At 67.4% G+C, this 25504-nt stretch carries 25 protein-coding genes; 13 read left to right on the top strand and 12 right to left on the bottom strand.

Going from position 1 to position 25504, the window contains the following annotated elements; all coding sequences use genetic code 11:
• The first annotated feature begins 154 nt into the window (after positions 1-154).
• Positions 155-844: a lysoplasmalogenase gene (locus QM470_RS16920; protein WP_283340068.1), complete on the top strand. Its 690-nt coding sequence runs from the start codon at positions 155-157 to the stop codon at positions 842-844.
• A gap of 42 nt (positions 845-886) precedes the next feature.
• On the opposite strand, the gene ruvB is transcribed toward QM470_RS16920, so the two are convergent.
• Positions 887-1954, bottom strand: a complete 1068-nt coding sequence (ruvB, locus tag QM470_RS16915) for a Holliday junction branch migration DNA helicase RuvB (protein ID WP_066541105.1) — start codon at positions 1952-1954, stop codon at positions 887-889.
• A gap of 159 nt (positions 1955-2113) precedes the next feature.
• Between ruvB and QM470_RS16910 the strand changes: the two genes are divergently transcribed.
• Positions 2114-2662: a peroxiredoxin gene (locus QM470_RS16910; RefSeq protein WP_066541107.1), complete on the top strand. Its 549-nt coding sequence runs from the start codon at positions 2114-2116 to the stop codon at positions 2660-2662.
• Between the two features lie 55 nt (positions 2663-2717).
• Here QM470_RS16910 and ruvA read toward each other — a convergent pair whose 3' ends face one another.
• Positions 2718-3299: a Holliday junction branch migration protein RuvA gene (gene ruvA / locus QM470_RS16905; RefSeq protein ID WP_280012470.1), complete on the bottom strand. Its 582-nt coding sequence runs from the start codon at positions 3297-3299 to the stop codon at positions 2718-2720.
• A gap of 74 nt (positions 3300-3373) precedes the next feature.
• Between ruvA and QM470_RS16900 the strand changes: the two genes are divergently transcribed.
• Positions 3374-4318 (top strand): PhoH family protein, encoded by a 945-nt coding sequence (locus QM470_RS16900; RefSeq protein WP_283340065.1) that lies wholly within the window; start codon positions 3374-3376, stop codon positions 4316-4318.
• A gap of 134 nt (positions 4319-4452) precedes the next feature.
• Positions 4453-4911 carry an rRNA maturation RNase YbeY gene (gene ybeY, locus QM470_RS16895; protein WP_218334178.1) on the top strand — a complete coding sequence of 153 codons (459 nt, stop codon included), beginning with the start codon at positions 4453-4455 and terminating at the stop codon, positions 4909-4911.
• A 178-nt stretch (positions 4912-5089) separates the two neighbouring features.
• Here ybeY and QM470_RS16890 read toward each other — a convergent pair whose 3' ends face one another.
• On the bottom strand, positions 5090-6073 hold the full coding sequence (locus tag QM470_RS16890) for a Bug family tripartite tricarboxylate transporter substrate binding protein (RefSeq protein WP_283340064.1): 984 nt from the start codon (positions 6071-6073) through the stop codon (positions 5090-5092).
• A 234-nt stretch (positions 6074-6307) separates the two neighbouring features.
• Here QM470_RS16890 and QM470_RS16885 point away from each other — a divergent pair, with 234 nt between their 5' ends.
• The 4 genes from QM470_RS16885 (at position 6308) to QM470_RS16870 (ending at position 9977) form a co-directional block, all read left to right on the top strand.
• Positions 6308-7087, top strand: coding sequence for a sulfite exporter TauE/SafE family protein (locus tag QM470_RS16885; protein WP_283340063.1), 780 nt, complete (start codon positions 6308-6310; stop codon positions 7085-7087).
• A 97-nt stretch (positions 7088-7184) separates the two neighbouring features.
• Positions 7185-8690: a sensor histidine kinase gene (locus QM470_RS16880; protein WP_283340062.1), complete on the top strand. Its 1506-nt coding sequence runs from the start codon at positions 7185-7187 to the stop codon at positions 8688-8690.
• 8 nt (positions 8691-8698) lie between these two features.
• Entirely contained in the window at positions 8699-9328 is a 630-nt protein-coding gene (locus tag QM470_RS16875; RefSeq protein ID WP_066541544.1) for a response regulator transcription factor, read from the top strand.
• 154 nt (positions 9329-9482) lie between these two features.
• A complete protein-coding gene (locus QM470_RS16870) occupies positions 9483-9977 on the top strand; it encodes a GlcG/HbpS family heme-binding protein (protein WP_283340061.1) in 495 nt (164 codons plus the stop codon).
• A 121-nt stretch (positions 9978-10098) separates the two neighbouring features.
• Here QM470_RS16870 and dbpA read toward each other — a convergent pair whose 3' ends face one another.
• On the bottom strand, positions 10099-11508 hold the full coding sequence (gene dbpA, locus QM470_RS16865) for an ATP-dependent RNA helicase DbpA (RefSeq protein WP_283340060.1): 1410 nt from the start codon (positions 11506-11508) through the stop codon (positions 10099-10101).
• Between the two features lie 95 nt (positions 11509-11603).
• Positions 11604-12068 (bottom strand): D-aminoacyl-tRNA deacylase, encoded by a 465-nt coding sequence (gene dtd, locus QM470_RS16860; protein ID WP_283340059.1) that lies wholly within the window; start codon positions 12066-12068, stop codon positions 11604-11606.
• A 244-nt stretch (positions 12069-12312) separates the two neighbouring features.
• On the opposite strand from dtd, the gene QM470_RS16855 reads away from it, so the two are divergent.
• On the top strand, positions 12313-13767 hold the full coding sequence (locus QM470_RS16855) for an AMP nucleosidase (RefSeq protein ID WP_283340171.1): 1455 nt from the start codon (positions 12313-12315) through the stop codon (positions 13765-13767).
• A 147-nt stretch (positions 13768-13914) separates the two neighbouring features.
• Here the strand turns inward: QM470_RS16855 and QM470_RS16850 are convergent, their stop codons facing one another.
• The 6 genes from QM470_RS16850 to QM470_RS16825 all read right to left on the bottom strand — a co-directional run bounded on the left by QM470_RS16850 (position 13915) and on the right by QM470_RS16825 (position 21596).
• A complete protein-coding gene (locus tag QM470_RS16850; RefSeq protein WP_283340058.1) occupies positions 13915-15153 on the bottom strand; it encodes an acetate/propionate family kinase in 1239 nt (412 codons plus the stop codon).
• A 65-nt stretch (positions 15154-15218) separates the two neighbouring features.
• The gene (locus QM470_RS16845; RefSeq protein WP_218334170.1) at positions 15219-16658 is read right to left on the bottom strand and encodes a bifunctional enoyl-CoA hydratase/phosphate acetyltransferase; all 1440 of its coding nucleotides are present in this window, start codon (positions 16656-16658) and stop codon (positions 15219-15221) included.
• A gap of 69 nt (positions 16659-16727) precedes the next feature.
• Positions 16728-17507, bottom strand: a complete 780-nt coding sequence (fabI, locus tag QM470_RS16840) for an enoyl-ACP reductase FabI (protein WP_218334169.1) — start codon at positions 17505-17507, stop codon at positions 16728-16730.
• A 112-nt stretch (positions 17508-17619) separates the two neighbouring features.
• Positions 17620-18000, bottom strand: a complete 381-nt coding sequence (locus QM470_RS16835; RefSeq protein WP_218334168.1) for a hypothetical protein — start codon at positions 17998-18000, stop codon at positions 17620-17622.
• Positions 17990-19780 (bottom strand): PHA/PHB synthase family protein, encoded by a 1791-nt coding sequence (locus tag QM470_RS16830; protein WP_283340055.1) that lies wholly within the window; start codon positions 19778-19780, stop codon positions 17990-17992. The genes QM470_RS16835 and QM470_RS16830 overlap by 11 nt, the downstream gene beginning before the upstream one ends.
• 217 nt (positions 19781-19997) lie before the next feature.
• Positions 19998-21596, bottom strand: coding sequence for a GMC family oxidoreductase (locus QM470_RS16825; RefSeq protein WP_283340053.1), 1599 nt, complete (start codon positions 21594-21596; stop codon positions 19998-20000).
• A gap of 119 nt (positions 21597-21715) precedes the next feature.
• On the opposite strand from QM470_RS16825, the gene QM470_RS16820 reads away from it, so the two are divergent.
• From QM470_RS16820 to QM470_RS16805, 4 genes are all read left to right on the top strand, one after another.
• Positions 21716-22564 carry a 3-hydroxybutyryl-CoA dehydrogenase gene (locus QM470_RS16820; RefSeq protein ID WP_218334165.1) on the top strand — a complete coding sequence of 283 codons (849 nt, stop codon included), beginning with the start codon at positions 21716-21718 and terminating at the stop codon, positions 22562-22564.
• A 152-nt stretch (positions 22565-22716) separates the two neighbouring features.
• On the top strand, positions 22717-23538 hold the full coding sequence (locus tag QM470_RS16815; protein WP_066541141.1) for a crotonase/enoyl-CoA hydratase family protein: 822 nt from the start codon (positions 22717-22719) through the stop codon (positions 23536-23538).
• Positions 23539-23656: 118 nt separating this feature from the next.
• Positions 23657-24121 carry a MarR family winged helix-turn-helix transcriptional regulator gene (locus QM470_RS16810; protein ID WP_066541143.1) on the top strand — a complete coding sequence of 155 codons (465 nt, stop codon included), beginning with the start codon at positions 23657-23659 and terminating at the stop codon, positions 24119-24121.
• Positions 24122-24183: 62 nt separating this feature from the next.
• Positions 24184-24600 carry an organic hydroperoxide resistance protein gene (locus QM470_RS16805; protein WP_283340052.1) on the top strand — a complete coding sequence of 139 codons (417 nt, stop codon included), beginning with the start codon at positions 24184-24186 and terminating at the stop codon, positions 24598-24600.
• Positions 24601-24720: 120 nt separating this feature from the next.
• On the opposite strand, the gene QM470_RS16800 is transcribed toward QM470_RS16805, so the two are convergent.
• On the bottom strand, positions 24721-25386 hold the full coding sequence (locus tag QM470_RS16800) for a 2'-5' RNA ligase family protein (RefSeq protein WP_283340050.1): 666 nt from the start codon (positions 25384-25386) through the stop codon (positions 24721-24723).
• Between the last annotated feature and the right edge of the window lie 118 nt (positions 25387-25504).

Raw genomic sequence — 25504 nt, 5'->3', positions numbered from 1 at the left:
AGCCTTTTTCATGCCCGCGCACACCCGGAGCGGGCCGAGCGGGCGGAGCGGAACTGCCGTCACGCGTTGCAGCGGCGCACCACGGGGAAAGCACCCCATGCCGCCCCCGCCGCTGCGCGGCACACTGCGGCCATTGCCACTTGCTTTGCCCACCATGCGCACCATCTTCATGCCCCCAGGCCGCATCCATGTCTGGCAATGGGTTCTGCTGGCCTTGGGAGCTGGCGCCATGCTCACGGCCCAGGCCGGCTGGGTGGAGCTGCACCGGCTGTTCAAGCCGCTGGCCATGGTGGCGGCGCTGCTGGCGGTGTGCGCCCCGCGTTTTGCCCCGCGCAGCGCCCGGCGGCTGCGGGCACGCCACTGGCTGCTGGCGGCCCTGGCCTTCAGCCTGGCGGGGGATGTCTGCCTGATGCTGGACGGGCTGTTCATCCCCGGCCTGGTGGCGTTCCTGTGCGCCCATGTCTGCTACATCCGGCTGTTTGCGCTGGATGCCCCCTGGCTACCGCGACGCATCCCGCTGGTGGCCAGTCTGCTGCTGGGCGGCGGGGTCTACAGCGTGCTGTGGGGCCATCTGCCGGCGGAACTGCGCCTGCCCGTGGGCGCCTATGTGCTGGTGATCGCGCTGATGGCCGCGCAGGCCGTGGGCCGGGCCCTGGTGCGCGCCAGCCGCGCGGCGCGCTGTGTGGCCTATGGGGCGCTGCTGTTCATGCTCAGCGACACGTTGCTGGCCGTCGACCGCTTTGTACACCCGCTGGCCTGGGCGGGGCTGGGCGTGCTGGGCACCTACTACGCCGCCCAGTGGCTGATCGTGCACGGCATGCTGCAAACCAGCCAGCAGGCCTGAGGCACAGGCCGGCACCGCCGCCGGGGACACCCAGGGCGGCGTTCAGTCGCCGAACAGGCCGCCCGCCACCGACGGCGGCTGCACCAGGCCCAGGTGGGCGTAGGCCGCCTTGGTGGCAATGCGCCCCCGTGGCGTGCGCTGCAGATAGCCTTGCTGGATCAGATAGGGTTCGATCACGTCCTCGATGGTGCCGGCATCCTCGCCGATGCTGGCGGCGATGTTGTCCACCCCCACCGGGCCGCCGTCAAAGCGGTGCACCACGGCTTCCAGCAGCTTGCGGTCCATCACGTCAAAGCCGCGCGGGTCCACATCCAGCATGGACAGCGCCTTGCGCGCCATGTCCTGGGTGATGCTGCCGTCGCCCTTGACCTCGGCATAGTCGCGCACCCGGCGCAGCAGGCGGTTGGCGATACGCGGCGTGCCGCGCGAGCGGTTGGCAATCTCCTGTGCCCCCGGCACATCAATGGGCGCACCCAGCAGGCCGGCGCTGCGGGTGACGATGCGCGCCAGCTCCTCCGGCGTATAGAACTCCAGCCGCGCCACGATGCCGAAGCGGTCCCGCAACGGGTTGGTCAGCATGCCGGCCCGCGTGGTCGCGCCCACCAGCGTGAAAGGCTGCAGGTCCAGCTTGATGCTGCGCGCCGCCGGGCCTTCACCGATCATGATGTCGATCTGGTAGTCCTCCAGCGCCGGGTAGAGAATTTCTTCCACCACGGGGCTGAGCCGGTGGATTTCGTCGATGAACAGCACATCGTTGGCCTCGAGGTTGGTCAGCAGGGCCGCCAGGTCCTTGGGCTTTTCCAGCACCGGACCGCTGGTCTGTCGCAGGTTCACCCCCAGCTCCGCCGCAATGATGTGGGACAGCGTGGTCTTGCCCAGGCCGGGCGGGCCGAACAACAGCACGTGGTCGAGTGCCTCGCCGCGCTTGCGGGCCGCGCCGATGAAGATTTCCAGCTGCTCGCGCGCCTTTTGCTGGCCCACGTACTCCTCGAGCATCTTGGGCCGCAGGGCGCGCTCCAGCTGTTCCTCGCTCTTGGAAACAGCACCCGCCGACACCATGCGCGGCGCAGGCTCCGATGCCGGGCCCAGATCTTCAACAACAATGGTCATGGCAGGGATTGTGCCGTGTCTGCACCACCCTGCAACGCCGTGGCGGGATTGGGCCGCTGCATGGCCCTGCCGCCCTGCAGGGCGTGCGGTCTGCGCTATGCCAGCGTGGCCGGCCGTGGCATGCTGGCAGCCCCTTTGCACCCTTTTTCAGGAACTGCCATGACCTTTCCCCGCGTGCTGAAGACGGCGGCCGCACTGGCCTTGCTGTGCGCCGCCCAGGCCCAGGCGGCCCTCCAGGTGGGCGACGCCGCACCTGCATTCACCACGCCCGCAGCCGTGGCAGGCAAGCCTTTTACGTTCGACCTGGCCGCCACGCTGAAAAAAGGCCCGGTAGTGCTGTACTTCTTTCCCAAGGCCTTCACCCAGGGCTGCACGTTGGAGGCCCATGCCTTTGCCGAGGCCACGCCCCGGTTCGCAGCGCTGGGCGCCACCGTGGTGGGCATGTCGCACGACGATATCGCCACGCTGCAGCGCTTTTCCACCGAAGCCTGTCGTGACCAGTTTGCCGTGGCCTCCGATCCCCAGGCCCAGACCATACGGGCCTACGACGCCGCAGCCGCCGCCAATCCAGCGCGTGCCGATCGCATCTCCTACGTGATCGGCCAGGACGGCAAGGTGAAGTTCGTGCACATCGGCTCCGACCCCGAGGCCCATGTAGCGCAGACCCGGGCCGCAGTCGAAAAGCTGCAGGCCGCGGCCCGCAAATAAGCCCCACCGCCCCTCGACACTCCTCACCACGGCGGGCATGGACGGGCGGTCGTGCCTACTTGGTCAGGCCCTTGAGCGCCAGCTTGATGCCTTCGGAAACGCCGACATCGGCCGGCAGCGCCTTGAGGCTGGCGGTGGCCTCCTTGTCGGAATAGCCCAGCGCCACCAGGGCCTGCAGGATGTCGCCCTGGGCATCGCTCTTGACCTGGGCCGCCGCACCGCTGCCGCCGATCGCATCGCCCAGCTTGCCCTTGAGCTCCAGCAGCAGGCGCTCTGCCGTCTTCTTGCCGATGCCTGGCACCTTGACCAGGCGACCGGCCTCCTGCAGCGTCACGGCCTGGGCCAGATCGTCGGCCCCCATGCCCGACAGCACCGACAGCGCGGTGCGCGGCCCCACGCCGCTGACCTTGATCAGCTCGCGAAAAGTCTGACGCTCCTGCGGGGTGGCAAACCCATACAGCAGCTGCGCATCCTCGCGCACGATAAAGTGCGTCAACAGGCTGACTTTCTCGCCCAGCCCGGGCAGGTTGTAGAACGTGCTCATGGGCACCTGGACCTCGTAGCCCACGCCATGCACGTCCAGCAGGACCTCGGGAGGGTTCTTCTCGATCAGGGTGCCCGTCAGTTTGCCTATCATTGGTTTCCTTAAGCCGCTGCTTTTACCGCTACTTTCGCCGCTGTGGTAGCGGCACATTGGATGGAATTATCCGCGTGATACTGCGCCACACCTTCACACCCCACAACAACCTGCGCCTGGCCAATCTCTGCGGCCCGGCCGATGCCCACCTGCGCACCATCGAAGTGGGCCATCAGGTCAAGATCGCCCACCGCCATGAGCAATTCAAGGTGGACGGCCCCAAGGCCAAGGCCCAGCAGGCCATGGAGCTGCTGCAGGCCCTGTATGAAATGGCCGACGCCCCCATCTCCGAGGACACGCTGCAGCTGATGCTGGCCGGCGACGCCGAGATGCTGGAGCCCGACGCCACGGCCGTGCAGCTGACCACCCGCCGCGCCGACCTGCGCGCACGCACGCCCAACCAGGCCATGTACCTGGAAAACATCGGCAAGCACGACATCACCTTCGGCATTGGCCCGGCCGGCACCGGCAAGACCTACCTGGCCGTGGCCTGCGCCGTGGACGCGCTGGAGCGCAGCGCCGTGCAGCGCATTGTGCTGACCCGCCCGGCCGTGGAAGCCGGCGAGCGTCTGGGCTTTCTGCCCGGCGACCTGACACAGAAGGTCGACCCCTATCTGCGCCCGCTGTACGACGCGCTGTATGACCTGATGGGCTATGACAAGGTGCAGAAGGCCTTCGAGCGCAATGCGCTGGAGATCGCGCCGCTGGCCTTCATGCGCGGACGCACGCTGAACAACGCCTTTGTGATCCTGGACGAGGCGCAGAACACCACGCCCGAGCAGATGAAGATGTTCCTCACCCGCATCGGCTTTGGCGCCAAGGCCGTGGTGACGGGCGACGTGAGCCAGATCGACCTGCCCAAGGGGGCGATGAGCGGCCTGATCGACGCCGAGCGCGTGCTCAAGCGGGTCAAGGGCATCTCCATCAACCGCTTCACCAGCGCCGACGTGGTGCGCCACCCGCTGGTGGCGCGCATTGTGGATGCCTACGACGCCAACGGGACCGGCCGCGCCCGCTGACCTCCCGCACCGCTTCGCGCCCTGGCCTCAATCGACCCGGCCGCCCCGGCGGCGGACCGGCGCTGCCGAACGTCTGCTCCACGGCATGGGCGGCGCCAGGCGCCCGGGCGGAGCGCGCACACTGGACATTTGATATGGCTCTCAACCAACTAGAACTCTCCTTGCAGTTTGGCAAGTTCGACAACCTGGCCGCCCACCGCGCCCTGCTGACCCGCAGCCTGGTCACGAAATGGATCCGCCATGCGCTGGCAGTGGATGCCGAAATGACGGTGCGCATCGTCGGCACCGAAGAAGGCCAGCAGCTCAACCGCGAGTACCGCCACAAGGACTACGCCACCAATGTGCTGACCTTCGACTACCAGCAGGAACCCACGGTGATGGCCGACCTGGTGATCTGCGGCCCGGTGGTGGAGCGCGAGGCGCAGGAACAGAACAAGACCCTGGAAGAGCATTACGCCCACCTGCTGGTGCACGGCACGCTGCACGCCCAGGGCTGGGACCACGAAACCAGCGAGGCCGATGCCGACGAGATGGAGGCCTACGAGACCGACATCATGGCCGAGCTGGGCTACGCCGACCCGTACGCCAAATAGGAGCGGCTACTACGACCCTTGATACGTCGTTGCTTCGCCTTGCCGTACGACGGTACTGTCTGCGGCTTCGTGCCTCGTCTCCACCGCAAACCTTTGGTTTTCTGGGTCATGCCAGCCGCTCTCAGCCCGGCGCTGCACGCACAGCCCGGGCCAGGACGGCGCCTTCGGGCGCCGCCGCTCACTCCAGCTTCAAGCCAATCGCCTGCACCAGCTGTGCGTAGCGCACATAGTCGCCCTGCACCTGCCGGGCAAATGCCTGCTGCGTCTCGCCAGTGGTCTGGATGCCTTGCTGGGCCAGCTGGCTGCGCAGCTGGGGGTCGGCCAGGGTCTGGCCGGCATCGCGCGCCAGTTGCTGCAGCACCGGCTGGGGCGTGCCCTTGGGGGCAAACAGGCCGAACCAGGTGGCGGACTGGTAGCCCGCATAGGTCTCGCCCACGGTGGGCACCTGGGGCAGCAGCGGATTGCGCTGCGCGCCCGACACGGCCAGCGCCACCAGCTTGCCGCTCTGGATATGCGCCAGCGCCGGCGCCACGGCAATGAACATGGCATCCACCTGCCCGGCCAGCACATCCTGCAGCCCCTGTGGGCCGCCCCGGTAGGGGATGTGGGTGGCAAAAAAGCCCGCACGCTGCTTGAGCAGCTCCATCGACAGGTGCAGGGCGCTGCCCGTACCGGCCGACGCGTAATTCAACCCGCCCGGCCTGGCTTTCGCGGCCTTCACCAGGTCCTGCACGGTCTTGAAGCCATGGCGCGGGTGGGCCACCAGCACAAAGTCGACCTGCCCCAGCTTGATGATGGGCACCAGGTCCTGCTTGACGTCATACGGCAGGTGCTGCTGCAGGTGGGGCATGATGGTGATGGCGCCGTCCCCGCCCACCAGCAAGGTGTGGCCGTCCGGCGCGGACTTGACCACGGCATCGACCGCCGAGACACCGCCGGCCGAGCCCTTGTTCTCCACCAGCACCGGCTGGCCCCAGCCTTTGGACAGTTGCTGGCCCACCTGGCGGGCCAGGATGTCCGGGGCACTGCCCGGACCGTTCGCCACCAGCAGCTTCACCGCGCGGGCGGGGTAGTCCGGCCCCTGCGCCAGGGCAGTCAGCGGCACGGCCACCATGGCCCAGGCGGCCCAGGCGGTGCGGAAAAGATGGCGGTGCAGGTTCACGGGACACTCCTTGAAGGCAGGAGCCGCATTCTGCGAAGTCTTTTTTATTCCTCAAAAGAATATTTAACAACTTCTTTATTTCCAAATAAGCTTTTGAGTGGTTCGCGCAAAACTGCTTTGCTGCAGCCGAGCCAAACCGCGCCGCACCTCCCCCTAAGATCGCGCCACGGGGTACTGGCTGCAGACCGCCCCGGAGCACCGACCGCACAACAACACCGATAGGGAGACAACTGCATGGAAGCTCTGGGCCTGGGCCCTGCGAGCCATATCGCACTTATGCTGGCCGCCGCTTTTGTGGCCGGCGCGCTGAACGCCGTGGCAGGCGGCGGCAGCTTTCTGACCTTGCCCGCCCTGGTCTTCACCGGCGTGCCGCCCGTGGTGGCGAATGCCACCGGAACCGTGGCCCTGTTGCCCGGCTACGCCGCCGGGGCCTGGGGCTTCAAGGACGACATGGCTCCGCCCCCCGGTCTGTCCATGCGGCAGGTGGTGGTGCTGTCGCTGCTGGGCGGATCGGCCGGCGCCGCGCTGCTGCTGTTCACGCCCGACGCGACCTTCCGCAAGGTGGTGCCCTGGCTGCTGCTGGCCGCCACCGCCCTGTTTGCCTTCGGTCCGCAGTTGCGCACCTGGGCCGCCGGCAAAAATGCCGCGCACGCCGCCCCGTCCACCGGCAAGGCCGCCCTGGGCATGCTGGCCGTGGCCATCTACGGCGGCTACTTCAACGGCGGCCTGGGCATCTTGCTGCTGGCCCTGTTCGGCCTGCTGGGCCAGACCCAGCTGAACGCCATGAACGGCATGAAGAACGTGGTCTCCGCCCTGCTGACGGCCATTGCCGTGGCCATCTACGCCGTCGGCGGCATTGTGGAATGGCCGCAGGCCCTGCTGATGATGGTGGCGGCCACCGCCGGCGGCTATGGCGGCGCCCGCGTGGCGCGCCGTATCCCTGCGCCCGTGCTGCGCTGGGGCATTGTGGCCACCGGCCTGGTGATGGCCGGCCTGTTCTTCGCCAAGGGCTGACCCGGCCGCATCCGCGCGCCCGGGACCACGGCGGCGCGGCGGGCATGGACGCCCCCACCCGTGCCGGAGGATCCTTTCGGATGCCACAATCCGCGCCATGAACTGGACGCGCCCATGGCTTGGATGGCTGCTGGCCTGGGCACTCGCCGCAGGCGGCGGCGCCGCGTGGCTGGCCCAGCAACGCCTGCAGGAACTGCACGAAACCTTCACCACCAATGCCCGCGTGGCCCACCGGTTGCTGAGCCAGCAGCTGGCGCAGCACGATGCCATTCTGGCCACGCTGTCGCTGCTGCAGCCGGCCCTGTCCGGCGATGCCGCGGCCAATGCCGGCAGCAGCGGGCTCTCCACGCTGTACCCCCAGGTGCTGGGCGTGGCCCAGCGGCGCGACGACCAGCCCTGGCCTGCCCATTGGCCGGCTGACCTGCAGGCGCTGGAGCAGCAGTCCGCCGCCAGCGGCCATGCGCAGATGGACGCCAGCCGCCTGGCCCAGGGCAAGCTGTTTGTGGTCCAGGCCGGCCAGCCCGCCAGCTATGCGCTGAAACTGGACTTGCACGCCACCGTGCCCACGGACGAATGGCCCTATCCCGCCAGCCACAGCCCGGTGCGCATCTGGCTGGCGCAAGGCACGCAAAGCCTGGTGCTGCAGCACGGCGCGGACGATGCCCAGGCGCCCGGCTGGGCCCTGTCCGTCAGCAAGACGCTGTCCTCCCCCAGCCAGGTGCTGGAGCTGCACGAACGCTACAAGCTGCACCCACGCCTGCTGCCGTGGCCCAGCATGCTGGTCTGGGCCCTGGCCTGGGCACTGGCAGTGGCGGCCTTGCGCGCCGCCTGGCAGCAACGTGCCGCACGCCAGCGGGCCGAACAGCTGCTGCAATACGGCCAGATTGCGCGCCTCAACACCCTGGGCGAACTGGCCGCCGGTATGGCCCATGAGCTGAACCAGCCGCTGACCGCCATCCTCTCCAACAGCCAGGCCGCACGCCGCCTGCTGGATGACGCCGAGCCGGATGTGGACGCCGCGCGCCAGGCCATGCAGCAGGCCGCCGAGCAGGCCAAGCGCGCCTCGGCCGTGATCGGTCGCCTGCGCCGTCTGGTGGAGCGGCCCGATACCGCCACACAGTCCCAGGCCGTGCCGCTGCCACAGGCCGTGGCCGATGCCCTGCACCTGCTGGAGCCCGAACTGCGCCAGCGCCAGGTGCAATGCCAGGCGCCGGTGCCCACGCCGCCGCTGCCGGCCGCCCAGGCCGACCCGATTGCCCTGCAGCAAATCCTGCACAACCTGCTGCTGAACGCCCTGCAGGCCATGGAGCAGCTGCCCGTGGCCGAGCGGCAGCTGCTGATTCAACACCGCCCGCAGGGCCGGCACCTGCTGCTGACGGTGCAGGACAACGGCCCCGGCATTGCCCCGGAGCTGCGCGAGCGCCTGTTCACCCCTTTTGCCACCACGCGCGCCCAGGGTCTGGGCCTGGGGCTGACGCTGAGCCAGGGTCTGGCCGAATCCATGGGCGGCCAGCTGCGGCAGGTGGACGGCGGCCCCTTGCGCGGCGCCTGCTTCGAGCTGCAGCTGCCTGCCATGCCCACCCACGCTGCGGATACCCCTTGATGTCTTCCATGCCCGAATCCGGTGACCACCAACACTCCCCGCTGATCCACCTGGTGGACGATGACCAGGCCGTGCGCGACAGCCTGGCGCTGCTGATCAGCACCGTGGGCCTGCGGGTGCAAAGCTGGGCCGATCCGGTGCTGTTCGCCGCGCAGTTCGACCGCCAGTCCATCGGCGCCATCGTGCTGGATGTGCGCATGCCCGGCGTCAGCGGCCTGGCCCTGCTGGCGCAGCTGATGGAGCAAGGGGTGGACCAGCCCGTCATCCTGCTCACCGGCCATGGCACGGTCGATATGTGCCGGCGGGCCTTCAAGGGTGGTGCGGCCGAATTCCTGGAAAAGCCCGTCGATGACGAAGTGCTGCTGGAAGCCCTGCAGACGGCGGTGCGCCAGCACGTGCGCCTGCGCGCCCGGACCCAGGCCGACCGCGCAGCCCAGGAGCATTACGCCCAGCTGTCGCCCCGGGAACGCGAGGTGCTGGCCCTGATCGTGCAGGGGCTGACCAACAAGGAAATCGGCCGTGCGCTGGATGTGTCACCCCGCACCGTGGAAACCCACCGGGCCAATCTGTTTGCCAAGCTGCAGGCGCCCTCGCTGGCCTGGCTGATTCGCCGCTATGCCCCGCTGACGGAGCTGTAGCGCGCACGGCCGGCAGGCGCCGAAGCCGCCCGCTCCGTAGTTCTACGCAGGCCCGGGCGTAGCCGCACGAATGGCGCCTGGCTGCTGCAATTTTTACAGTGATACCCGAGCGCTGCACTGTCTGCGCGCCACTTTTCACTGAGGAAAAATTGCTATGCGCCGCACCTTCTCTTCCGCACTCGTTCTGGGCCTGGGCCTGATCGCCAGCGCCTCCCATGCACAGGCTGTGCGCGTGGAAAAAAACATGTCGCTGGAACTGGCCAACCAGATCGCGGTCCAGAGCGTGGCCGCCTGCGCGGCCGATGGCTATGCCGTCACCGCCACCGTGGTCGACCGCGCCGGCACCGTGCGTGCCGTGCAACGTGCCGACAACGCCGGCCCCCACACGCTGGAAGGCAGCCGCCTCAAGGCCTTCACCTCGGCATCCGCCAAGAACAACACCCTGGCGATGATGGAAGGCGCACAAAAGAACCCCGGCGCCGCCAATCTGGTGCATATCCCGGGCTACCTGCTGCTGGGCGGTGGCCTGCCAGTCAAGGCCGGTGACGAAGTCATCGGCGCCGTGGGCATTGCCGGCGCCCCCGGCGGCCACCTGGACGACAAGTGCGGCCAGGCCGCGCTGGCCAAGGTGCAAGGCCTGCTGAAATAAGCGCCCCGGCAGCACCTGCCGCTTTCCCCAGGCCTGGCCGTGCTGCCAGGCCTTTTTGTTGCCCGGCCTGCGCGTACCACCCGCCTCCAGAGGGTGGTCCAAGGCCCATGGGGCCAGGGGATCAGAGCAGGCGCGCCTTCACCGTCTTGCCCTTGACCTTGCCCGCATTGAGCTTGGCACAGGCCGCCGAGGCGATGTGGCGGTCCACCGCCACATAGGTGGAAAAGTCGTTCACGCTGATCTTGCCGATCTGCTCGCGGGTGTAACCGAAGTCGGCGCACATGGCACCCATCACGTCACCGGCACGGATCTTCTCCTTGCGCCCGCCGATGATCTGGATGGTCACCATCGGCGGCAGCAGCTCACCGCCTGCGGCGGGCGTGAGCCCCTCCAGCGGGAAGAACTCCGAGGCACGGCTTTGCAGCTGCTCGATCTTGCCCACGCTGCCCATTTCGTCCATGGACACCAGATTCAGCGCCAGGCCTTCCGCGTCGCCCCGGCCGGTGCGGCCGATGCGGTGGATGTGCACCTCGGGATCCGGGGTCACATCCACATTGATGACGGCGGACAGGTCGGCAATGTCCAGGCCCCGTGCCGCCACGTCGGTCGCAACCAGCACGCTGCAGCTCTTGTTGGCGAACTGCACCAGCACCTCGTCGCGCTCGCGCTGCTCCAGCTCCCCGAACAGCGCCAGTGCGCTGAAGCCCTGGGCCTGCAGTTCGGCCACCACCTCGCGGCATTGCTGCTTGGTGTTGCAGAAAGCAATGCTCGACTCAGGGCGGAAATGCGCCAGCAGCTTGGGCACGGTGTAGATCTTGTCATTGGCATCCACCTCGTACCAGCGCTGGACGATCTTGTTGGCACTGTGCTGGGTGGCGACCTTCACGGTCTGCGGGTCGCGCATGAAGCGGGTGGCCAGGCTGGCAATGCCGTCCGGGTAGGTGGCCGAGAACAGCAGCGTCTGGCGATCGGCCGGGCACTGGCGCACCACGGTCTCGATATCGGCCAGGAAGCCCATGTCCAGCATGCGGTCGGCCTCGTCCAGCACCAGGGTCTTGAGGTTGCTGATGTCGAGCTTGCCGCGCTCCATCAGATCCATCACCCGGCCGGGCGTGCCGACGACGATGTGGGCCCCGTTTTCCAGCGAGGCGATCTGGTTGCGCGACGGCACGCCACCATAGACGGTGACGATCTTGATGTTGTCCTGGGCACGGGCCAGGCGGCGCACCTCGGTGGCCACCTGGTCGGCCAGTTCGCGCGTGGGGCACAGCACCAGTGCCTGCACGGCAAACCAGCGCGGATTGAGGCGGTCCACCATGGGCAGGCCGAAGGCGGCGGTCTTGCCGCTGCCGGTGCTGGCCTGGGCGATCAGGTCCTTGCCCTGCAATGTCAGCGGCAGGCTGGCCGCCTGGATGGGCGTCATCTGCGCATAGCCCAGTTGCTGCAGATTGGCGAGCATCTCGGGGGACAGGGGCAGCGCCGAGAAAGCGGTGGGTGCGGTGGCCTGGGCGGCGCTGGAGGAAGTGTTCATGCCGCGATTATCCCGGGCACCCGGGCTTTGTGCAGGGCCGCCACGCAGTGAACCAGCACCCCGCCCGGGTACGCCACCGCCGACAGCGGTCCGGCTCAGTTACCGGTTGCGGCCGCCGCCGGCGCAATGCGCAACGGAATGGTCACCGGCCCGTCGTTGACCAGGTGCACCTGCATGTCGGCGGCAAAAATGCCGGTCTGGACCACCGGGTGGCTGCCTTGCGCCTGCGCCACGAAATAGTCGTACAGGCGCTGGCCCTCGGCCGGAGCGGCCGCGCCGGTGAAGCTGGGGCGGTTGCCGCCCCTGGTGTCGGCCGCCAAGGTGAACTGGCTGACCACCAGCAGGCCGCCTCCCACATCCTGCAGGCTTTTGTTCATCTTGCCGGCATCGTCCTGGAAGATGCGCAGCTTGAGCATCTTGGCCAGCAGCTTGTCGGCCTCGGCTTCGGTATCGCCCTGTTCGGCGCACACCAAGGCCAGCAGGCCCTGTTCAATCTGGCCGGTGATCCGGCCGTCCACTTCCACCCGCGCCGTCTTGACGCGCTGTACCACGCTCAGCATTTCCGTATCTTCCTTGCTCCATCCGGCCTGCACCCGTCACCTGACCGGCCATGGCCTGGCCTGCGTGCGCAGGCTGGCGGCTGCATTGTGCCGCGCCGCCTACCCTGCCGTGGACCATGGCGAACCGCTGGCACGGCCGTTGTCGGCACGCACCGCTGCGCCAGCCCAGCCACGCAGCTGTCACACGAATGTCGCACAATAAGGTATGCCCTACCCTGCCCCAGACACCTCTTCTGCGGCGCGCATGCGCCGTTTTGACGACCCGCTCGCTGCACTGGCCTGCGTCCAGGCGCTCTACCAGGAGCAGGTCGATACCCTGCGCGATGCCATGCGCCGCTTTGTCGCGGGCGAGCAGCTCTCCGCACCGGTGCACGCCTACTACCCGCTGGTGCGCATCGAAACCCATACCGTGGCGCGCGCCGACACCAAGCTGGCCTACGGCTTTGTCGAGGGCCCGGGCCGCTACGACGCCACCATCACCCGCCCGGACCTGTTTGCGCGCTACCTGCAGGAGCAGTTCCGTCTGCTGCGCAAGAACCATGGGGTGGACATCCAGGTGGGACTGAGCCAGCAGCCCATTCCCATCCATTTCTCGTTCGCCGACAACGACCATGTGGAAGGCAGCCTGTCCCCCGAACGCCGCATCCTGATGCGCGATGTGTTCGACCTGCCCGACCTGGAAGCCATGGACGACGGCATTGCCAACGGCACCTGGCGCTCCCAGCCGGGCCAGGCGTTCCCGCTGTCGCTGTTCACCGCGCCGCGCGTGGACTATTCGCTGCACCGCCTGCGCCACTACACCGGCACCGCGCCGGAGTGGTTCCAGAACTTTGTGCTGTTCACCAACTACCAGTTCTACATCGACGAATTCATCCGCCTGGGCCATGCCGAAATGGCCAAGGAAGACAGCGGATACATCGCCTTCATCGAGCCCGGCAACGTGGTCACCCGCCGGACGGGGCTGCCGACCCAGGCCATCGACGAACTGGGTGCCGCACCGCCCCGCCTGCCGCAAATGCCGGCCTACCACCTGGTGCGCGAGGACTACAGCGGCATCACCATGGTCAACATCGGCGTGGGCCCGGCCAATGCCAAGACCATCACCGACCACATTGCCGTGCTGCGCCCCCATGCCTGGATGATGCTGGGCCACTGTGCCGGCCTGCGCAACAGCCAGGAGCTGGGCGACTATGTGCTGGCGCACGCCTATGTGCGCGAGGACCATGTGCTGGACGAAGAACTGCCGCTGTGGGTGCCGATTCCCGCCCTGGCCGAGATCCAGCAGGCGCTGCAGCAGGCTGTGGCCGATGTGACGGCCATGGAAGGGCCCGACCTCAAGCGCATCATGCGCACCGGCACCGTGGCCAGCACCGACAACCGCAACTGGGAACTGCTGCCCGACAACCTGCCCCAGCGCCGCTTCAGCCAGAGCCGCGCCGTGGCGCTGGACATGGAAAGCGCCACCATCGCCGCCAACGGGTTCCGCTTCCGCGTGCCCTATGGCACCTTGCTGTGCGTCAGCGACAAGCCGCTGCACGGCGAGATCAAGCTGCCGGGCATGGCCAACCACTTCTACCGCGAGCGTGTGGACCAGCATCTGCGCATCGGCATGCGCGCGGTGGAACTGCTGCGCCAGGGCGGCTCGCAACGCCTGCACAGCCGCAAGCTGCGCAGCTTCGACGAAGTAGCATTCCAGTAAGCAAGAACCTGCCGGACCGGGCGCCTGGCGCCCAGGCTGTCAGGCCTCCCCGTCGGGCGGCGCAGCGGGCGCTGTGCTGCGCCATCCGCTGCGCACGCTGGCGCGCATGGGCCCCCGCGGCCCCTCCGCACGGTGGGGCATGCCGCCTCAGGCCACGGAAGCCGGAGCCAGCGACGGCGTGGTCTGGCCACCCGCCTTCAGCGTCTGCAGCAGCTGCGCCGCTTCGCGCGCCGCCACACGGCCTTCATCGGTGGGAATGACCCAGATTTCGACGCGGCTGTCGGGCGCATGGATGGCGTAAGCCGCCTTGCCATCGGCATTGCGGTTGCGCTCTTCATCGATGCGCAGCCCCGTCCAGGCCAGGCGGTTGCAGACCTGCTCGCGCAGCACCGCGTCGTTCTCGCCGATGCCGCCACTGAAGGCCAGCACATCCAGACCGCCCAGGCAGGCCATCAGCGCACCGCTTTCGCGGATCACGCGGTGGGTGAACTGCAGGATGGCACGTTCCGCATCCGGGCTGTCGCTGGCGCGCAGCGTGCGCATATCGGCCGAGATGCCGGACACCCCCAGCAGGCCGCTTTGCTTGTAGAGCAGCTTTTCCATCTGGGCATGGGTCCAGCCCTGCTCCATCAGGTACAGCAGCACCCCGGCATCCAGCGATCCGCTGCGCGTGCCCATCATCAAGCCGTCCAGGGCCGAAAAGCCCATGGTGGTGGCCACGCTGGAGCCGGCCAGCGCCGCGCACAGGCTGGCACCGTTGCCCAGGTGGGCCATCACCACGCGGCCACGGCCGCGCAGGGTGTGCTCCAGCAACATGCCCATGATGTACTGGTAGGACAGGCCGTGAAAGCCATAGCGGCGCACGCCTTCTTCCTGCAGCGCCTTGGGCAGGGCAAAGGCGTAGTCCACCTCGGGCATGGTGGCATGGAAGGCGGTGTCGAAACAGGCAATCTGCGGCAGCTGCGGGAAGGCGGCCTGAAAGCGGCGTATGCCTTCCAGATTGTGCGGCTGGTGCAGCGGCGCCAGCGAATTGAAGCAGGCCAGGCGTTCCAGCACCTCCTCGGTCACCAGCACGCTTTCGGTGAATACGCCACCGCCATGCACCACGCGGTGGGCCACCGCTTCGATGTCGGGCGCGGCTTCGAGCTTCTGCACCAGGGCGCGCAGGCTCTCTAGTGCGGCAACAAAAGGGACGGTGCCGGCAGGCACCACCAGGGCTTCCTGGTGCTTTTTGCCCAGATAGGTCCACCCCATGGCCGGCGTGCCACCAGGCTCCAGCCCCTGGATGTTGCCCGAGAGCACATGGGGCTGCACCTGTCCGCCCTGCAGCGGGTGCAGCGAGAACTTCAGCGAGGACGATCCGGCATTGACGGCAAGAATGGCCATTGTTTTCTCCTTGGATGGCGGTCGGGCGGCGGCTCAGCGGCCGCTTGGCCCCATCAGTCAGCGGTTCAGTGTCCGCTCTTCCACGCGTCGGCTTCCTGCTTCTTGCGGCTGTCGTGCGCGGCCAGCACGGCCAGCACGGCAGACGCCACGCGGGCCGTGGGGCCGTCGGCACGGCTGGTCAACGCAATGGGCACACGCGCGCCCAGCACCAGGCCCGAGCCGGAAGCGCCGGCCAGGTACTCCAGCTGCTTGGCCACCATGTTGCCGCTTTCCAGGTCCGGTACGGCCAGGATATCGGCCTGCCCGGCCACGGCCGAGTCAATCCCCTTGATGCGCACGGCCTCGGGCGAAATGGCGTTGTCGAAGGCCAGCGGACCGTCCAGCAGCCCGCCCTTGATCTGGCCCCGGTCGGCCATCTTGCACAGCGCTGCCGCATCGATGGTGGACGGAATGGTCGGCGTGACGGTTTCCACGGCCGACAGCACCGCCACCTTGGGCGCTTCCGTGCCCATGATGCGGGCAAAGTCGATGGCGTTCTGGATGATGTCCGCCTTCTCCGGCAGCGTGGGGCGGATGTTGATCGCCGCGTCGGTGATCAGCAACGGCTTGGCATACAGCGGCACATCGAAGCGGAAGACATGCGACAGGCGGCGTCCGGTGCGCAGCGCAGGCTGACCCAGAACGGCCTTGAGCAGCTCGTCGGTGTGCAGACTGCCCTTCATCAGCACTTCCACGTCCTTGTTGGCGGCCATCTCGGCCGCCAGCTGGGCCGCCGCATGGCTGTGCTCCACATGCAGGATCTCCACGCCTTCCAGGCTCAGGCCGGCTTCTTCGGCCACGCGGCGGATACGGCCTTCGGGGCCGATCAGCACCGGCACGATCAGGCCATGCTGTGCCGCGTCCAATGCGCCGCTGAGCGAGCCTTCATCACAGGGGTGGACCACGGCGCAGCGCACGGCGTCCAGCCCTTCGGTGCGGGCCAGCAGCGCCTTCTGACGCGCTTCAGGGTCGAACAGCTGAATCTGGGGGGCGTTGACCCGGGGCACACGCACCTTCTGCGTGGGCGGCATCAGACGGGCCACGCCCTTGAGCACCACCTCGCCCTTCTGGTTGCTGACCTGGCAGTCGACGGCGATGCGCTTTTTCTCGTCGTCCTTTTCCGTCACCGTGGCCAGCACGGTCAGCGTATCGCCAATGCGCACCGGCTTGGTGAACTTCAGTTCCTGGCCCAGGTAGATGGTGCCGGGGCCGGGGAACTGCGTGCCGAACAGGGCCGAGATCAGTGCCGCACCGAGCATGCCGTGGGCGATGACGCCGTGGAACATGGTGGCATCGGCGTATTCGGCGTTCAGGTGGGCGGGGTTGATGTCGCCCGAGACGGCCGCGAAGGCCTGGATGTCCTCCACCGTCACCGTGCGCACCAGGCGGGCGCTCTGGCCCACGCTCAGCTCGTCATAGGTGACGTTTTCCATCCATTCGTCGATGTGCGGGTTCTGCATGTTCATGGGATACCTCGGTCAAACTGTACGAAAAAGGCGGCGCGGCGCCCGCGCTGTTGGCGGAGAGGGACGCACTCAGTCCATGGCGTGGACGCCGGCGTCCACATAGATGGTCTGGCCGGTCATGCCCGACGCGGCGTCGGTGCACAAAAAGGCCGACAGGCTGGCAATTTCCTCCAGCGTCACCAGGCGCTGCAGCGGCGCCTTGTCGATGGCGGTCTGCATCAGCTTGTCGAACTCGGCAATGCCCGAGGCCGCACGGGTCAGGATGGGACCGGGCGACACCGCATGCACGCGGATGTTCCGGGGGCCCAGCTCCATGGCCATGTAGCGCACCATCGATTCCAGCGCCGCCTTGACCGGCCCCATCAGGCCGTAGTTGGGCACAGCTTCGCCGGAGCCCAGGTAGGTCATGGACAGCATGCTGCCGCCATTGGGCATGTGCGGCGCGCACAGCTTGGCCACTTCGGCGAACGAGTGGCAGGACACGCTGACGGCGCGAGCAAAGCCTTCGCGCGAGCTGTCCACCACATCGCCGTGCAGGTCCTCCATGGGCGCCCAGGCGATGGAATGGATGACGAAGTCGATCTGCCCCATGGTCTTGACCGCATGGTCCACCAGGGCCTGCAGCTCGCCTTCGGTTTCCACATTGCAGTTGACCAGATCAATCCCCAGCGGCTGGGTCAGCGGCTCCACATACTTGCGGGCCTTGTCGTTCAGGCAGGATGCCACCACCTGGGCGCCCTGCTGCACGGCCATCTTGGCGCACCCCCAGGCGATGCTGTGGTCGTTGGCAATGCCCAGAATCAGGCCTTTTTTGCCTTGCAGAGTGAAAGAGGAAGACGCTTGTGTCATGGTCAGAGGATCTTTCGGGGTAAAGCCGGGCCGCAGCGCTCTCTGGCGCTTTGGTGATTTCTCGCCTTGCACGCCGCTTGAGTGCGCGCAGGCCGCTATCAAAAATGGGGAATCAGGCCGCTTCTGCTTCGAGCGCGCGCAGATCGATGCCGTCGGCGCCGGGGCGGAAGCCCTCGCGCAGCAGCTTTTCTTCGGCGTAGATGAAGAGGTCGCGCGTCACTTCCGCACCCAGCTTCTGGGTGAAGCGCGTGGTCACGCCGTAGCGCAGCACCAGCAGGCCGCGCAGCTCTTCCCGCATGCGGTGCTGGCGGGTGTCGCCGGGCGCACTGGTTTCGCGCTGCAGCACCCGCTCCACCTCGCTGTCCTTGTCCAGCGACACATCCAGCGCAGTGGCCAGGCGTGCAATGCGGGCGTTCAGCCGCTCGATGGAGGCACTCAGGCGCTCCACATGTTCCTGCAGGGCCAGTTCGGTTGTCGTGTTTTCAGTCTGCATAGCGCACCATCACATAGTCACCGGGTGCATCACACACCACGTTTTCCGCCGCAATGGCGGGAGGTTGGATCGCCGCGCCGGAGCGGGCACTGATCCAGGCGTGCATGGCTTCCCACCAGGAACCCTGGATCACCGGAGCCTGGGCCACCCAGTCGTCGGGATCGATCCAGCCCTGGCCATCTTCCACGCTGGCGATCTGGTAGCTGCGGCGCGGGCGGCCGGGCTCCGACACGATGCCCGCGTTGTGCCCGCCGGCGGCCAGCACAAAGGTCACGTGCGTATCGGTCTGCAGATGGATCTTGTAGACAGACTTCCAGGGCGAGACATGGTCGCGCGTGGTTCCCACCACCATCATCGGCGCGCTGATGTCCATCAGCGCCACAGTGGCCCCGGCAAAGCGGTACTGGCCGTTGGCCAGCGCGTTATTCAGGAACAGCGAGGTCAGGTACTCGGTGTGCATGCGCGCCGGCAGACGGGTCTGGTCGGCATTCCAGCTCATCAGATCGAAGCTGCTGTCTTCCTCGCCCAGCAGATAGCGGCTGGTGTTGCGCGACCAGACCAGGTCCTTGGAGGCCAGGAACTGGAAGGAGCCGCCCATCTGCCGTCCCGACAGATAGCCTTTTTCCGCCATGGAACGGCGCAGGCTCTCCAGCTGGTCGTCGTCGATGAACACCCCCAGCTCGCCGGGTTCGGAGAAATCGGTCTGCGCCGCCAGCAGCATGACGGAGGCCAGCTCCGGCAGGTCGGCAGGCACCAGGGCTTTTTCCTTGGCGCTCCAGGCGCCGGGCTTCTTGCGCGCCAGGCGGCCCAGGGTGGCCGCGACGATGGCCAGGAAGGTGCCGCCCAGGCAATAGCCCATGGTGTGCACGCGTGCCGCACCGGTGCGGGCCTTGGTGGCTTCCAGCGCCGCCAGCACACCGCTGGAGAGGTAGTCCTGCATCTTCAGGTCGCGGTCCGAAGCATCGGGGTTGCGCCAGGAGACGATGAGCACCGTGTGGCCCTGGTCCACCAGGTACTTGACCATGGAGTTGCCGGGCGACAGGTCCAGGATGTAGTACTTCATGATGCACGACGGCACGATGAGCACCGGCTCGGCCTGCACCTTGGCCGTGGTGGGCAGGTACTGGATCAGCTCGATCAGGTGGTTGCGGAACACCACCTTGCCCGGCGTGCAGGCCACATCCTTGCCCACGGCAAATTCCAGCGGCTCCAGCGCTTCGGCGGGCGTATCGGCCTTGGCCTTGCGCAGGGCCTTCAGGTCCTGGGTGAAATGCTCAAAGCCCTTGCGCAGGCTTTCGCCCTGCGTTTCGCGGGCCTTGGCCAGCACCTCGGGATTGGTCGCCGCCCAGTTGGACGGGGACATCGCATCCAGGCCCTGGCGGGCAAAGAAATCCACCATGTGGCGGTGGTGGCGGGTCATGCCGTCGACCTTGGTGGCCTCGCGCCACCAGGCATCGCTGGCCTTGAAGCCTTCCTTCAGCGCGCTGTACGGCCACTGCGACCAGGCGGAGTCTTTGAAACGGGTGTCTTTTTCCGGGGTCTCGGGATTGGCGGGCGTCAGGCTGCGCTGCACCGCTTCGCGCGACAGTTCCACCGCCTTGTGTGCCAGCGCCATCTGCTTGCCGGGCGACGCCGCCAGGTGCATGGCCCAGTCGGCGGCCGCCAGCCCCAGGGCAATGGGCGACAAGCCCATGCACAGGCGGCTCAGTTGCGCCTGCACCTGGTCATCAAGCTGTTTGCTGGGATCGATCGCCGGCACGGCGAAGGGGGTGTTCTCCATGAAATGGCCTCAGTGTCTCGGGTTTACAAATGGATGCACAAGCACCGATTCTCGGCAATAAGCCCCGGAAAACCAAAAGCAACTCCGCCCTGCTTGACACAAGTCAAAGCTGCGCAAAACGACTATGACGCTTTATACCCCGATAAATTATTGCGCTGCAACAATTCCGGACACCCCTGCCAGCCCTGCACCCCAAGCAGGCGCTCACCTCGGCGCTTCACGCTGCGGCGAAATGGCGCAATAGCGCAGCGGCACGCTCGGCAATCATCACCGTCGGGGCCTGGGTGTTGCCACTGGTGATGCGCGGCATCACCGAGGCGTCGACCACCCGCAGCCCCTGCACGCCATGCACGCGCAGCTGGCTGTCCACCACATCCTGCGGACCCACCCCCATGCGGCAGGTGCCCACCGGATGGTAGATGGTATCGGCCCGCTTGCGTACCCAGTCTGCGATGGCGCGCTCGTCCTGCACCGCGTCCAGCTCCGCCATCTCCCGTCCGCCCAGCTGCGCCAGCGCCGGCTGGCGCAGTATCTCCCGCACCCGCTGTACCCCGCGCACCAGGCGCGCCATGTCGTCGGGATGGGACAGGAACTGCGGGTCGATCAACGGCGCCGCCAGCGGGTCCGGGCTGGCCAGCCGCAGCTGGCCCCGGCTGGCGGGTTGAAGCACACAGACATGGCAGCTGAAACCATGCCCCCAGGTGTGACCCCGGCCATGGTCGGCCTGCTTGCCGGGCAGGAAATGCAGCTGCAGGTCCACTTCCGGCTCTGCAGGCCGGCTGCGGATGAAGCCACCCGCTTCCGCCAGATTGCTGGTCAGCATGCCGGTGCGGTGCTGGCGCCACTCCCATGCGCCCCGGGCAATGCGCTGCAGGCCGGGCAACGACACCCCCACGCCCAGCGCCGTGCCCGGCAGGCTGTGCACCACCGTCACATCCGGGTGGTCGTGCAGGTGCGCCCCCACGCCGGGCAGGTCCACCTGCACCGGCACACCCAGTGCGTGCAGATGCGCCCCCGGCCCGATGCCGGAGAGCATCAGCAGCTGCGGCGACTGCAGCGCGCCGGCGCACAGCAGCACCTCGCGCCGGCAGTGCAGGGTTTCGCGCCGGCCGCCGCACAGCACCTCCACCCCGCAGGCGCGGCGGTTTTCGTCCAGCAGAATGCGCAACACCTGGGCGCCGGTGCGCACTTCCAGATTCGGGCGACTGCGGTGCGGCGCCAGATAGGCCTGGTAGGCGCTGCAGCGTGCGCCCTGGCGCTGGAAGACCTGGTAGAGGCCCACGCCCTCCATGCTGTGGCCATTGAAGTCCGTGTTGCGCGGGTAGCCCGCCTGCATGCCGGCCTGCACAAACGCCTGGCTCAGCGCGTCGGGCGACTGCAGATCGCTCACCTGCAGCGGCCCCTCTGCGCCATGCCAGCAGTCTGCGCCCCGGCTGTTGCCTTCGGCCTGCAGAAAATACGGCAGTACGTCGTCCCAGCCCCAGCCCGGGTTGCCTGCGGACTCCCAGAAGTCGAAATCGGACGGCAGCCCCCGGATATAGATCATGGCGTTGATCGCGCTGGAGCCGCCCAGCACCTTGCCCCGGGGCTGGTAACCGCGCCGCCCGTTCAGACCGGACTGCGGGGTGGTGGCGAACCCCCAGTTGTACTGCCCCGTCTTGGGCAGCAGCGCCAGGCCTGCCGGGCAGCGCAGCAGCGGGCTGGCGTCTTCCGGCCCCGCTTCCAGCAGGCAGACCTGGGTGCCAGGCTCCTCGCTCAGCCGCGCGGCCAGCACCGAGCCCGCAGCCCCTCCCCCGATCACGATGTAGTCTCGCATTGGATATGTCCCATCCGTGCCTTGTCGAGCAGCACAGTGGGCTACACATTAACGGGGATGCCACGGAATTTCGATACCATCTCGCCCGAGCTTTTTTTCTTTCTCAGGAGACTTTTCATATGGCAATCCAGACAGTGGGCATCGTGGGTGCAGGCACCATGGGCAACGGCATCGCACAGGCATGCGCCGTGTCGGGCATCAACGTGGTGATGGTGGACATTTCCGAAGCCGCCGTGCAAAAAGGCGTGGCCACCGTGTCCGGCAGCCTGGACCGCCTGATCAAGAAGGAAAAGATCACCGCCGCCGACAAGGAAAAGGCCCTGTCGCTGATCAAGACCTCCACCAGCTATGACGACCTCAAGGGCGCCCAGCTGGTGATCGAAGCCGCGACCGAAAACTACGAGCTGAAGGTCAAGATCCTCAAGCAGCTGGACGCGCTGCTGGATGACGACGTGCTGGTGGCCACCAACACCTCGTCGATCTCCATCACCAAGCTGGGTGCCGTCACCCAGCGCGCCGACAAGTTCATCGGCATGCACTTCTTCAACCCCGTGCCCATGATGGCGCTGGTGGAAATCATCCGCGGCCTGCAGACCAGCGACGCCACGCACGACGCCGTCAAGGCCCTGTCGGAAAAGCTGGGCAAGTCGCCCATCACCGTCAAGAACGCCCCCGGCTTTGTGGTCAACCGCATTCTGGTGCCCATGATCAATGAAGCCTTCCAGGTGCTGAGCGAAGGCACGGCCTCCGCCGAAGACATCGACGCCGGCATGAAGCTGGGCTGCAACCAGCCCATCGGCCCGCTGGCCCTGGCCGACATGATCGGTCTGGACGTGTGCCTGGCCGTGATGGAGGTCTACCTGGAAGAGTTCGGCGACAGCAAGTACCGCCCCAGCTACCTGCTGCGTGAAATGGTGGCCGCCGGCCGCCTGGGCCGCAAGACCGGCCAGGGTGTGTACACCTACTAAAGCGACCCTGGCCGGTGTGCGCTGACGCAGCGCCACCGCCGGTTTTCGCTGCCAAGCCCGCGACACCTGCGAGACAGGTCGCGGGCTTTTCGTCTTCTGGGCGACTGCGCCCGGCCGTGGGGCACCCTAAGGTGCGGCGCAGGAGACCTGTCATGCCCCTTGCCATCGAAACCCCGACGCCCCCACCCGAGGGCAGCATCCACTGCGAAGTGCGCGGCCATGTGCTGCTGATCGGCATCAACCGCCCGGCCAAACGCAATGGCTGGACGCCCGCCATGTTCCAGCAGCTGGCCGAGGCCTACACCCGGCTGGACGACGAGCCGGCGCTGCGCGTGGGCGTGCTGCACGCCTTTGGCGAGCACTTCACCGCCGGCCTGGACCTGCCCATCATGTCGGCCTATCTGAAGGGCGGCAAGAAAGCCATCCCGCCCGGGCTGGTGGAGCCACACGACTATGGCCTGGTGGGCTACCGCCGCCGCGCCAAGCCCATGGTGGCCGCGGTCAAGGGCATCTGCTTCACCGTGGGCATCGAACTGATGCTGGGCGCCGACATCGTGGTGGCGGCCGACAACTGCCGCTTTGCCCAGCTGGAAGTGCAGCGCTGCATCATGCCCACGGGCGGTGCCACCTTGCGCATGGCCGAACGTGCCGGGGTGGGCAATGCCATGCTGCACCTGCTGACCGGGGACGAGTTCGACAGTGCCGAAGCCCTGCGCTGCAACTTTGTACAGAAAGTGCTGCCCGCCGGCCAGGAACTGGCCGAAGCCCTGCGCATTGCCGAACGTATTGCCCAGCAGGCCCCGCAGGCCGTGGTGGCCACGCGCCAGAACGTGCTCAAGGCCATCGAGCTGGGCCAGGCTGCGGCCGTGGCGGACTTCATCCCCGTGCAGCAGCGCCTGGCCCACAGCGACGACGCGGCCGAAGGCGTGCGCTCCTTCATCGAAAAGCGTCCGGCACGGTTCACCGGAACCTAGCCGCAGCCATGCCGGCCGCAGCGTGGTGTGGCGTGGCGTGGCCGGCATTCCGCCCTGCTGGCAGCATGGGCATCGCAATTAAATTGCGCACAATTTAATTGCAGGCAATAATTTACCCATGCGTTCCGACTCCGACCTCCTCCCCGACAGTGCCCGACTGCTGCAGCTGGACAACCAGGTCTGCTTTGCGCTGTACTCGGCATCGCTGGCCATGACCAAGCTCTACAAGCCCTTGCTGGAAGACATCGGCCTGACCTACCCGCAGTACCTCGTCATGCTGGTGCTCTGGGAAGGCGACCAGCTCATGGTGTCGGAACTGGGCGAACGCCTGTACCTGGACTCCGGCACGCTGACCCCGCTGCTCAAGCGGCTGGAATCGGCGGGCCTGCTGACACGCCTGCGCGATGCGCAGGACGAGCGCCGCGTGCGCATCGCGCTGACCGACGCCGGCCGCGCGCTGCGCAGTGCGGCAGAAAAAATCCCCGCCTGCGTGCTGCAGAGCACGCAGTGCACCTTGCCCGAATTGCAGGCGCTCACCGGCCAGCTCCACGCCCTGCGTGCACAGCTGGTGCCGCGCCGGTAATGAAGAGAGACGATTTCCTCCACCCGTCCGCACTGCCGGACACTCTTGCATAGGAAGACACCATGGCAAAGCTCGACAAAGTTCTCTACACCGCCCATGCCCACACCACGGGCGGACGTGATGGCGCTTCGCGCACCGACGATGGCCGCCTGGACATTGCCCTGTCCTCCCCCGGCGGTGCCGGCCAAGGCACCAACCCCGAGCAGCTGTTTGCCGCCGGCTATTCCGCCTGCTTCATCGGCGCGATGAAGGCCGTGGCGGCACGCCAGAAACTGGCACTGCCCCAGGATCTGGCCGTGGACGCCGAAGTGGACCTGGGCCCCGTGGGCCAGGCCTATGGCATTGCCGTGCGCATGACCATCCACCTGCCCGGCATGGACCCGGCCCAGGCCCAGCAACTGGTGGACACCGCCCACCAGGTCTGCCCCTACTCCAACGCCACGCGCGGCAACATCGACGTGACGCTGAAGATCGCCTGAAGATCGCCTGAAGCTGGCTCTGTGGCACTTCGCCGCAGAGCCAGCGCGCGGCAAAGGGCGTGGAGTGTCTGCCGCTCCGCAACCCCACCGGGCCTGGCGCCCGGTTTTTTCATGGGCGCGTCAGCCTGCTCCCCACAGTGCACCGGGCTGCGGCAGGTAGCGCTGCTGCTGCAGATCCCACAGCCCTTCCAGCACCAGCGGCCCGGCAATGTCATGGCTGGCATAGCGCACCAGCGCCAGCTGCTGCACCTCCAGCGGCAGCAGGGGCTGGCCCACGCCCACGGTATGCAACTGGTCCACGGCCCACAGCAGCGGCAGGGCCCGTGCGTAATGTCCCAGCGTCACATGCGGCACGTAATGCCAGCCCGGCGCCGGCGGCCAGGGCACCAGCGCGTCGTGCAAGCGCGCCAGGATGTCCGCCCCCTGCCCCACGCCCAGATAGGGCACGGTGGTGAAGCTGCCCACGCCCTGCAGCTGCACGGCAAACGGCAGCTGGGCCAGCGCCTGCAAGGCCGCCAGATCGGCCTGCAGCTGGGCAGGGCCGAATTCGGCCGCCACATGGGCCATTTCGTCGCACAGCCCGCGGTAGGCCACGGTCAGGTGGGGCTGGCGGGCGTAGCGCGGCAGCAACGCATCGCCCAGCGCGTGGCGGGCCGCCTGGATGGTGGCATCCACGGCCTCGGAGGCAATCCACACCACCCACACGGCGCACCAGGGGCAGTTCTGGTGCCAGTCCGCAAAGTCGCGGTCTTCGCAGGGCTGGGACAAAGGGAAAGCATCGGACATGCCCGCAGTGTGCCAGTGCAGGCCCCGCCTCACACAGCCGCCCCCGGCATCCGTTACGCCCGATGTTCCAAGCTGTTCATGGTGTGCGCATTGGAAGCACAGAACCCTGCCGCTCACT

Source organism: Comamonas sp. 17RB (assembly GCF_030056555.1).
GTDB classification, from domain to species: domain Bacteria; phylum Pseudomonadota; class Gammaproteobacteria; order Burkholderiales; family Burkholderiaceae_C; genus Comamonas; species Comamonas terrigena.
The sequence above is the reverse complement of the archived record's forward strand: the minus strand, read 5'-3'. Positions and strand labels throughout refer to the sequence as shown.

Excerpts from the sequence above, each read along its gene's own strand:
- QM470_RS16800 (WP_283340050.1), bottom strand. The coding sequence starts at position 25,386 with ATGTCCGATGCTTTCCCTTTGTCCCAGCCCTGCGAAGACCGCGACTTT.
- dtd (WP_283340059.1), bottom strand. The coding sequence starts at position 12,068 with ATGCTGAGCGTGGTACAGCGCGTCAAGACGGCGCGGGTGGAAGTGGAC.
- ybeY (WP_218334178.1), top strand. The coding sequence starts at position 4,453 with ATGGCTCTCAACCAACTAGAACTCTCCTTGCAGTTTGGCAAGTTCGAC.
- QM470_RS16835 (WP_218334168.1), bottom strand. The coding sequence starts at position 18,000 with ATGCAGACTGAAAACACGACAACCGAACTGGCCCTGCAGGAACATGTG.
- ruvB (WP_066541105.1), bottom strand. The coding sequence starts at position 1,954 with ATGACCATTGTTGTTGAAGATCTGGGCCCGGCATCGGAGCCTGCGCCG.
- fabI (WP_218334169.1), bottom strand. The coding sequence starts at position 17,507 with ATGACACAAGCGTCTTCCTCTTTCACTCTGCAAGGCAAAAAAGGCCTG.
- QM470_RS16870 (WP_283340061.1), top strand. The coding sequence starts at position 9,483 with ATGCGCCGCACCTTCTCTTCCGCACTCGTTCTGGGCCTGGGCCTGATC.
- QM470_RS16805 (WP_283340052.1), top strand. The coding sequence starts at position 24,184 with ATGGCAAAGCTCGACAAAGTTCTCTACACCGCCCATGCCCACACCACG.
- ruvA (WP_280012470.1), bottom strand. The coding sequence starts at position 3,299 with ATGATAGGCAAACTGACGGGCACCCTGATCGAGAAGAACCCTCCCGAG.
- QM470_RS16880 (WP_283340062.1), top strand. The coding sequence starts at position 7,185 with ATGAACTGGACGCGCCCATGGCTTGGATGGCTGCTGGCCTGGGCACTC.
- QM470_RS16920 (WP_283340068.1), top strand. The coding sequence starts at position 155 with ATGCGCACCATCTTCATGCCCCCAGGCCGCATCCATGTCTGGCAATGG.
- QM470_RS16820 (WP_218334165.1), top strand. The coding sequence starts at position 21,716 with ATGGCAATCCAGACAGTGGGCATCGTGGGTGCAGGCACCATGGGCAAC.
- QM470_RS16885 (WP_283340063.1), top strand. The coding sequence starts at position 6,308 with ATGGAAGCTCTGGGCCTGGGCCCTGCGAGCCATATCGCACTTATGCTG.
- QM470_RS16855 (WP_283340171.1), top strand. The coding sequence starts at position 12,313 with ATGCGCCGTTTTGACGACCCGCTCGCTGCACTGGCCTGCGTCCAGGCG.
- QM470_RS16910 (WP_066541107.1), top strand. The coding sequence starts at position 2,114 with ATGACCTTTCCCCGCGTGCTGAAGACGGCGGCCGCACTGGCCTTGCTG.
- QM470_RS16875 (WP_066541544.1), top strand. The coding sequence starts at position 8,699 with ATGCCCGAATCCGGTGACCACCAACACTCCCCGCTGATCCACCTGGTG.
- QM470_RS16810 (WP_066541143.1), top strand. The coding sequence starts at position 23,657 with ATGCGTTCCGACTCCGACCTCCTCCCCGACAGTGCCCGACTGCTGCAG.
- dbpA (WP_283340060.1), bottom strand. The coding sequence starts at position 11,508 with ATGAACACTTCCTCCAGCGCCGCCCAGGCCACCGCACCCACCGCTTTC.
- QM470_RS16825 (WP_283340053.1), bottom strand. The coding sequence starts at position 21,596 with ATGCGAGACTACATCGTGATCGGGGGAGGGGCTGCGGGCTCGGTGCTG.
- QM470_RS16815 (WP_066541141.1), top strand. The coding sequence starts at position 22,717 with ATGCCCCTTGCCATCGAAACCCCGACGCCCCCACCCGAGGGCAGCATC.
- QM470_RS16830 (WP_283340055.1), bottom strand. The coding sequence starts at position 19,780 with ATGGAGAACACCCCCTTCGCCGTGCCGGCGATCGATCCCAGCAAACAG.
- QM470_RS16850 (WP_283340058.1), bottom strand. The coding sequence starts at position 15,153 with ATGGCCATTCTTGCCGTCAATGCCGGATCGTCCTCGCTGAAGTTCTCG.
- QM470_RS16845 (WP_218334170.1), bottom strand. The coding sequence starts at position 16,658 with ATGAACATGCAGAACCCGCACATCGACGAATGGATGGAAAACGTCACC.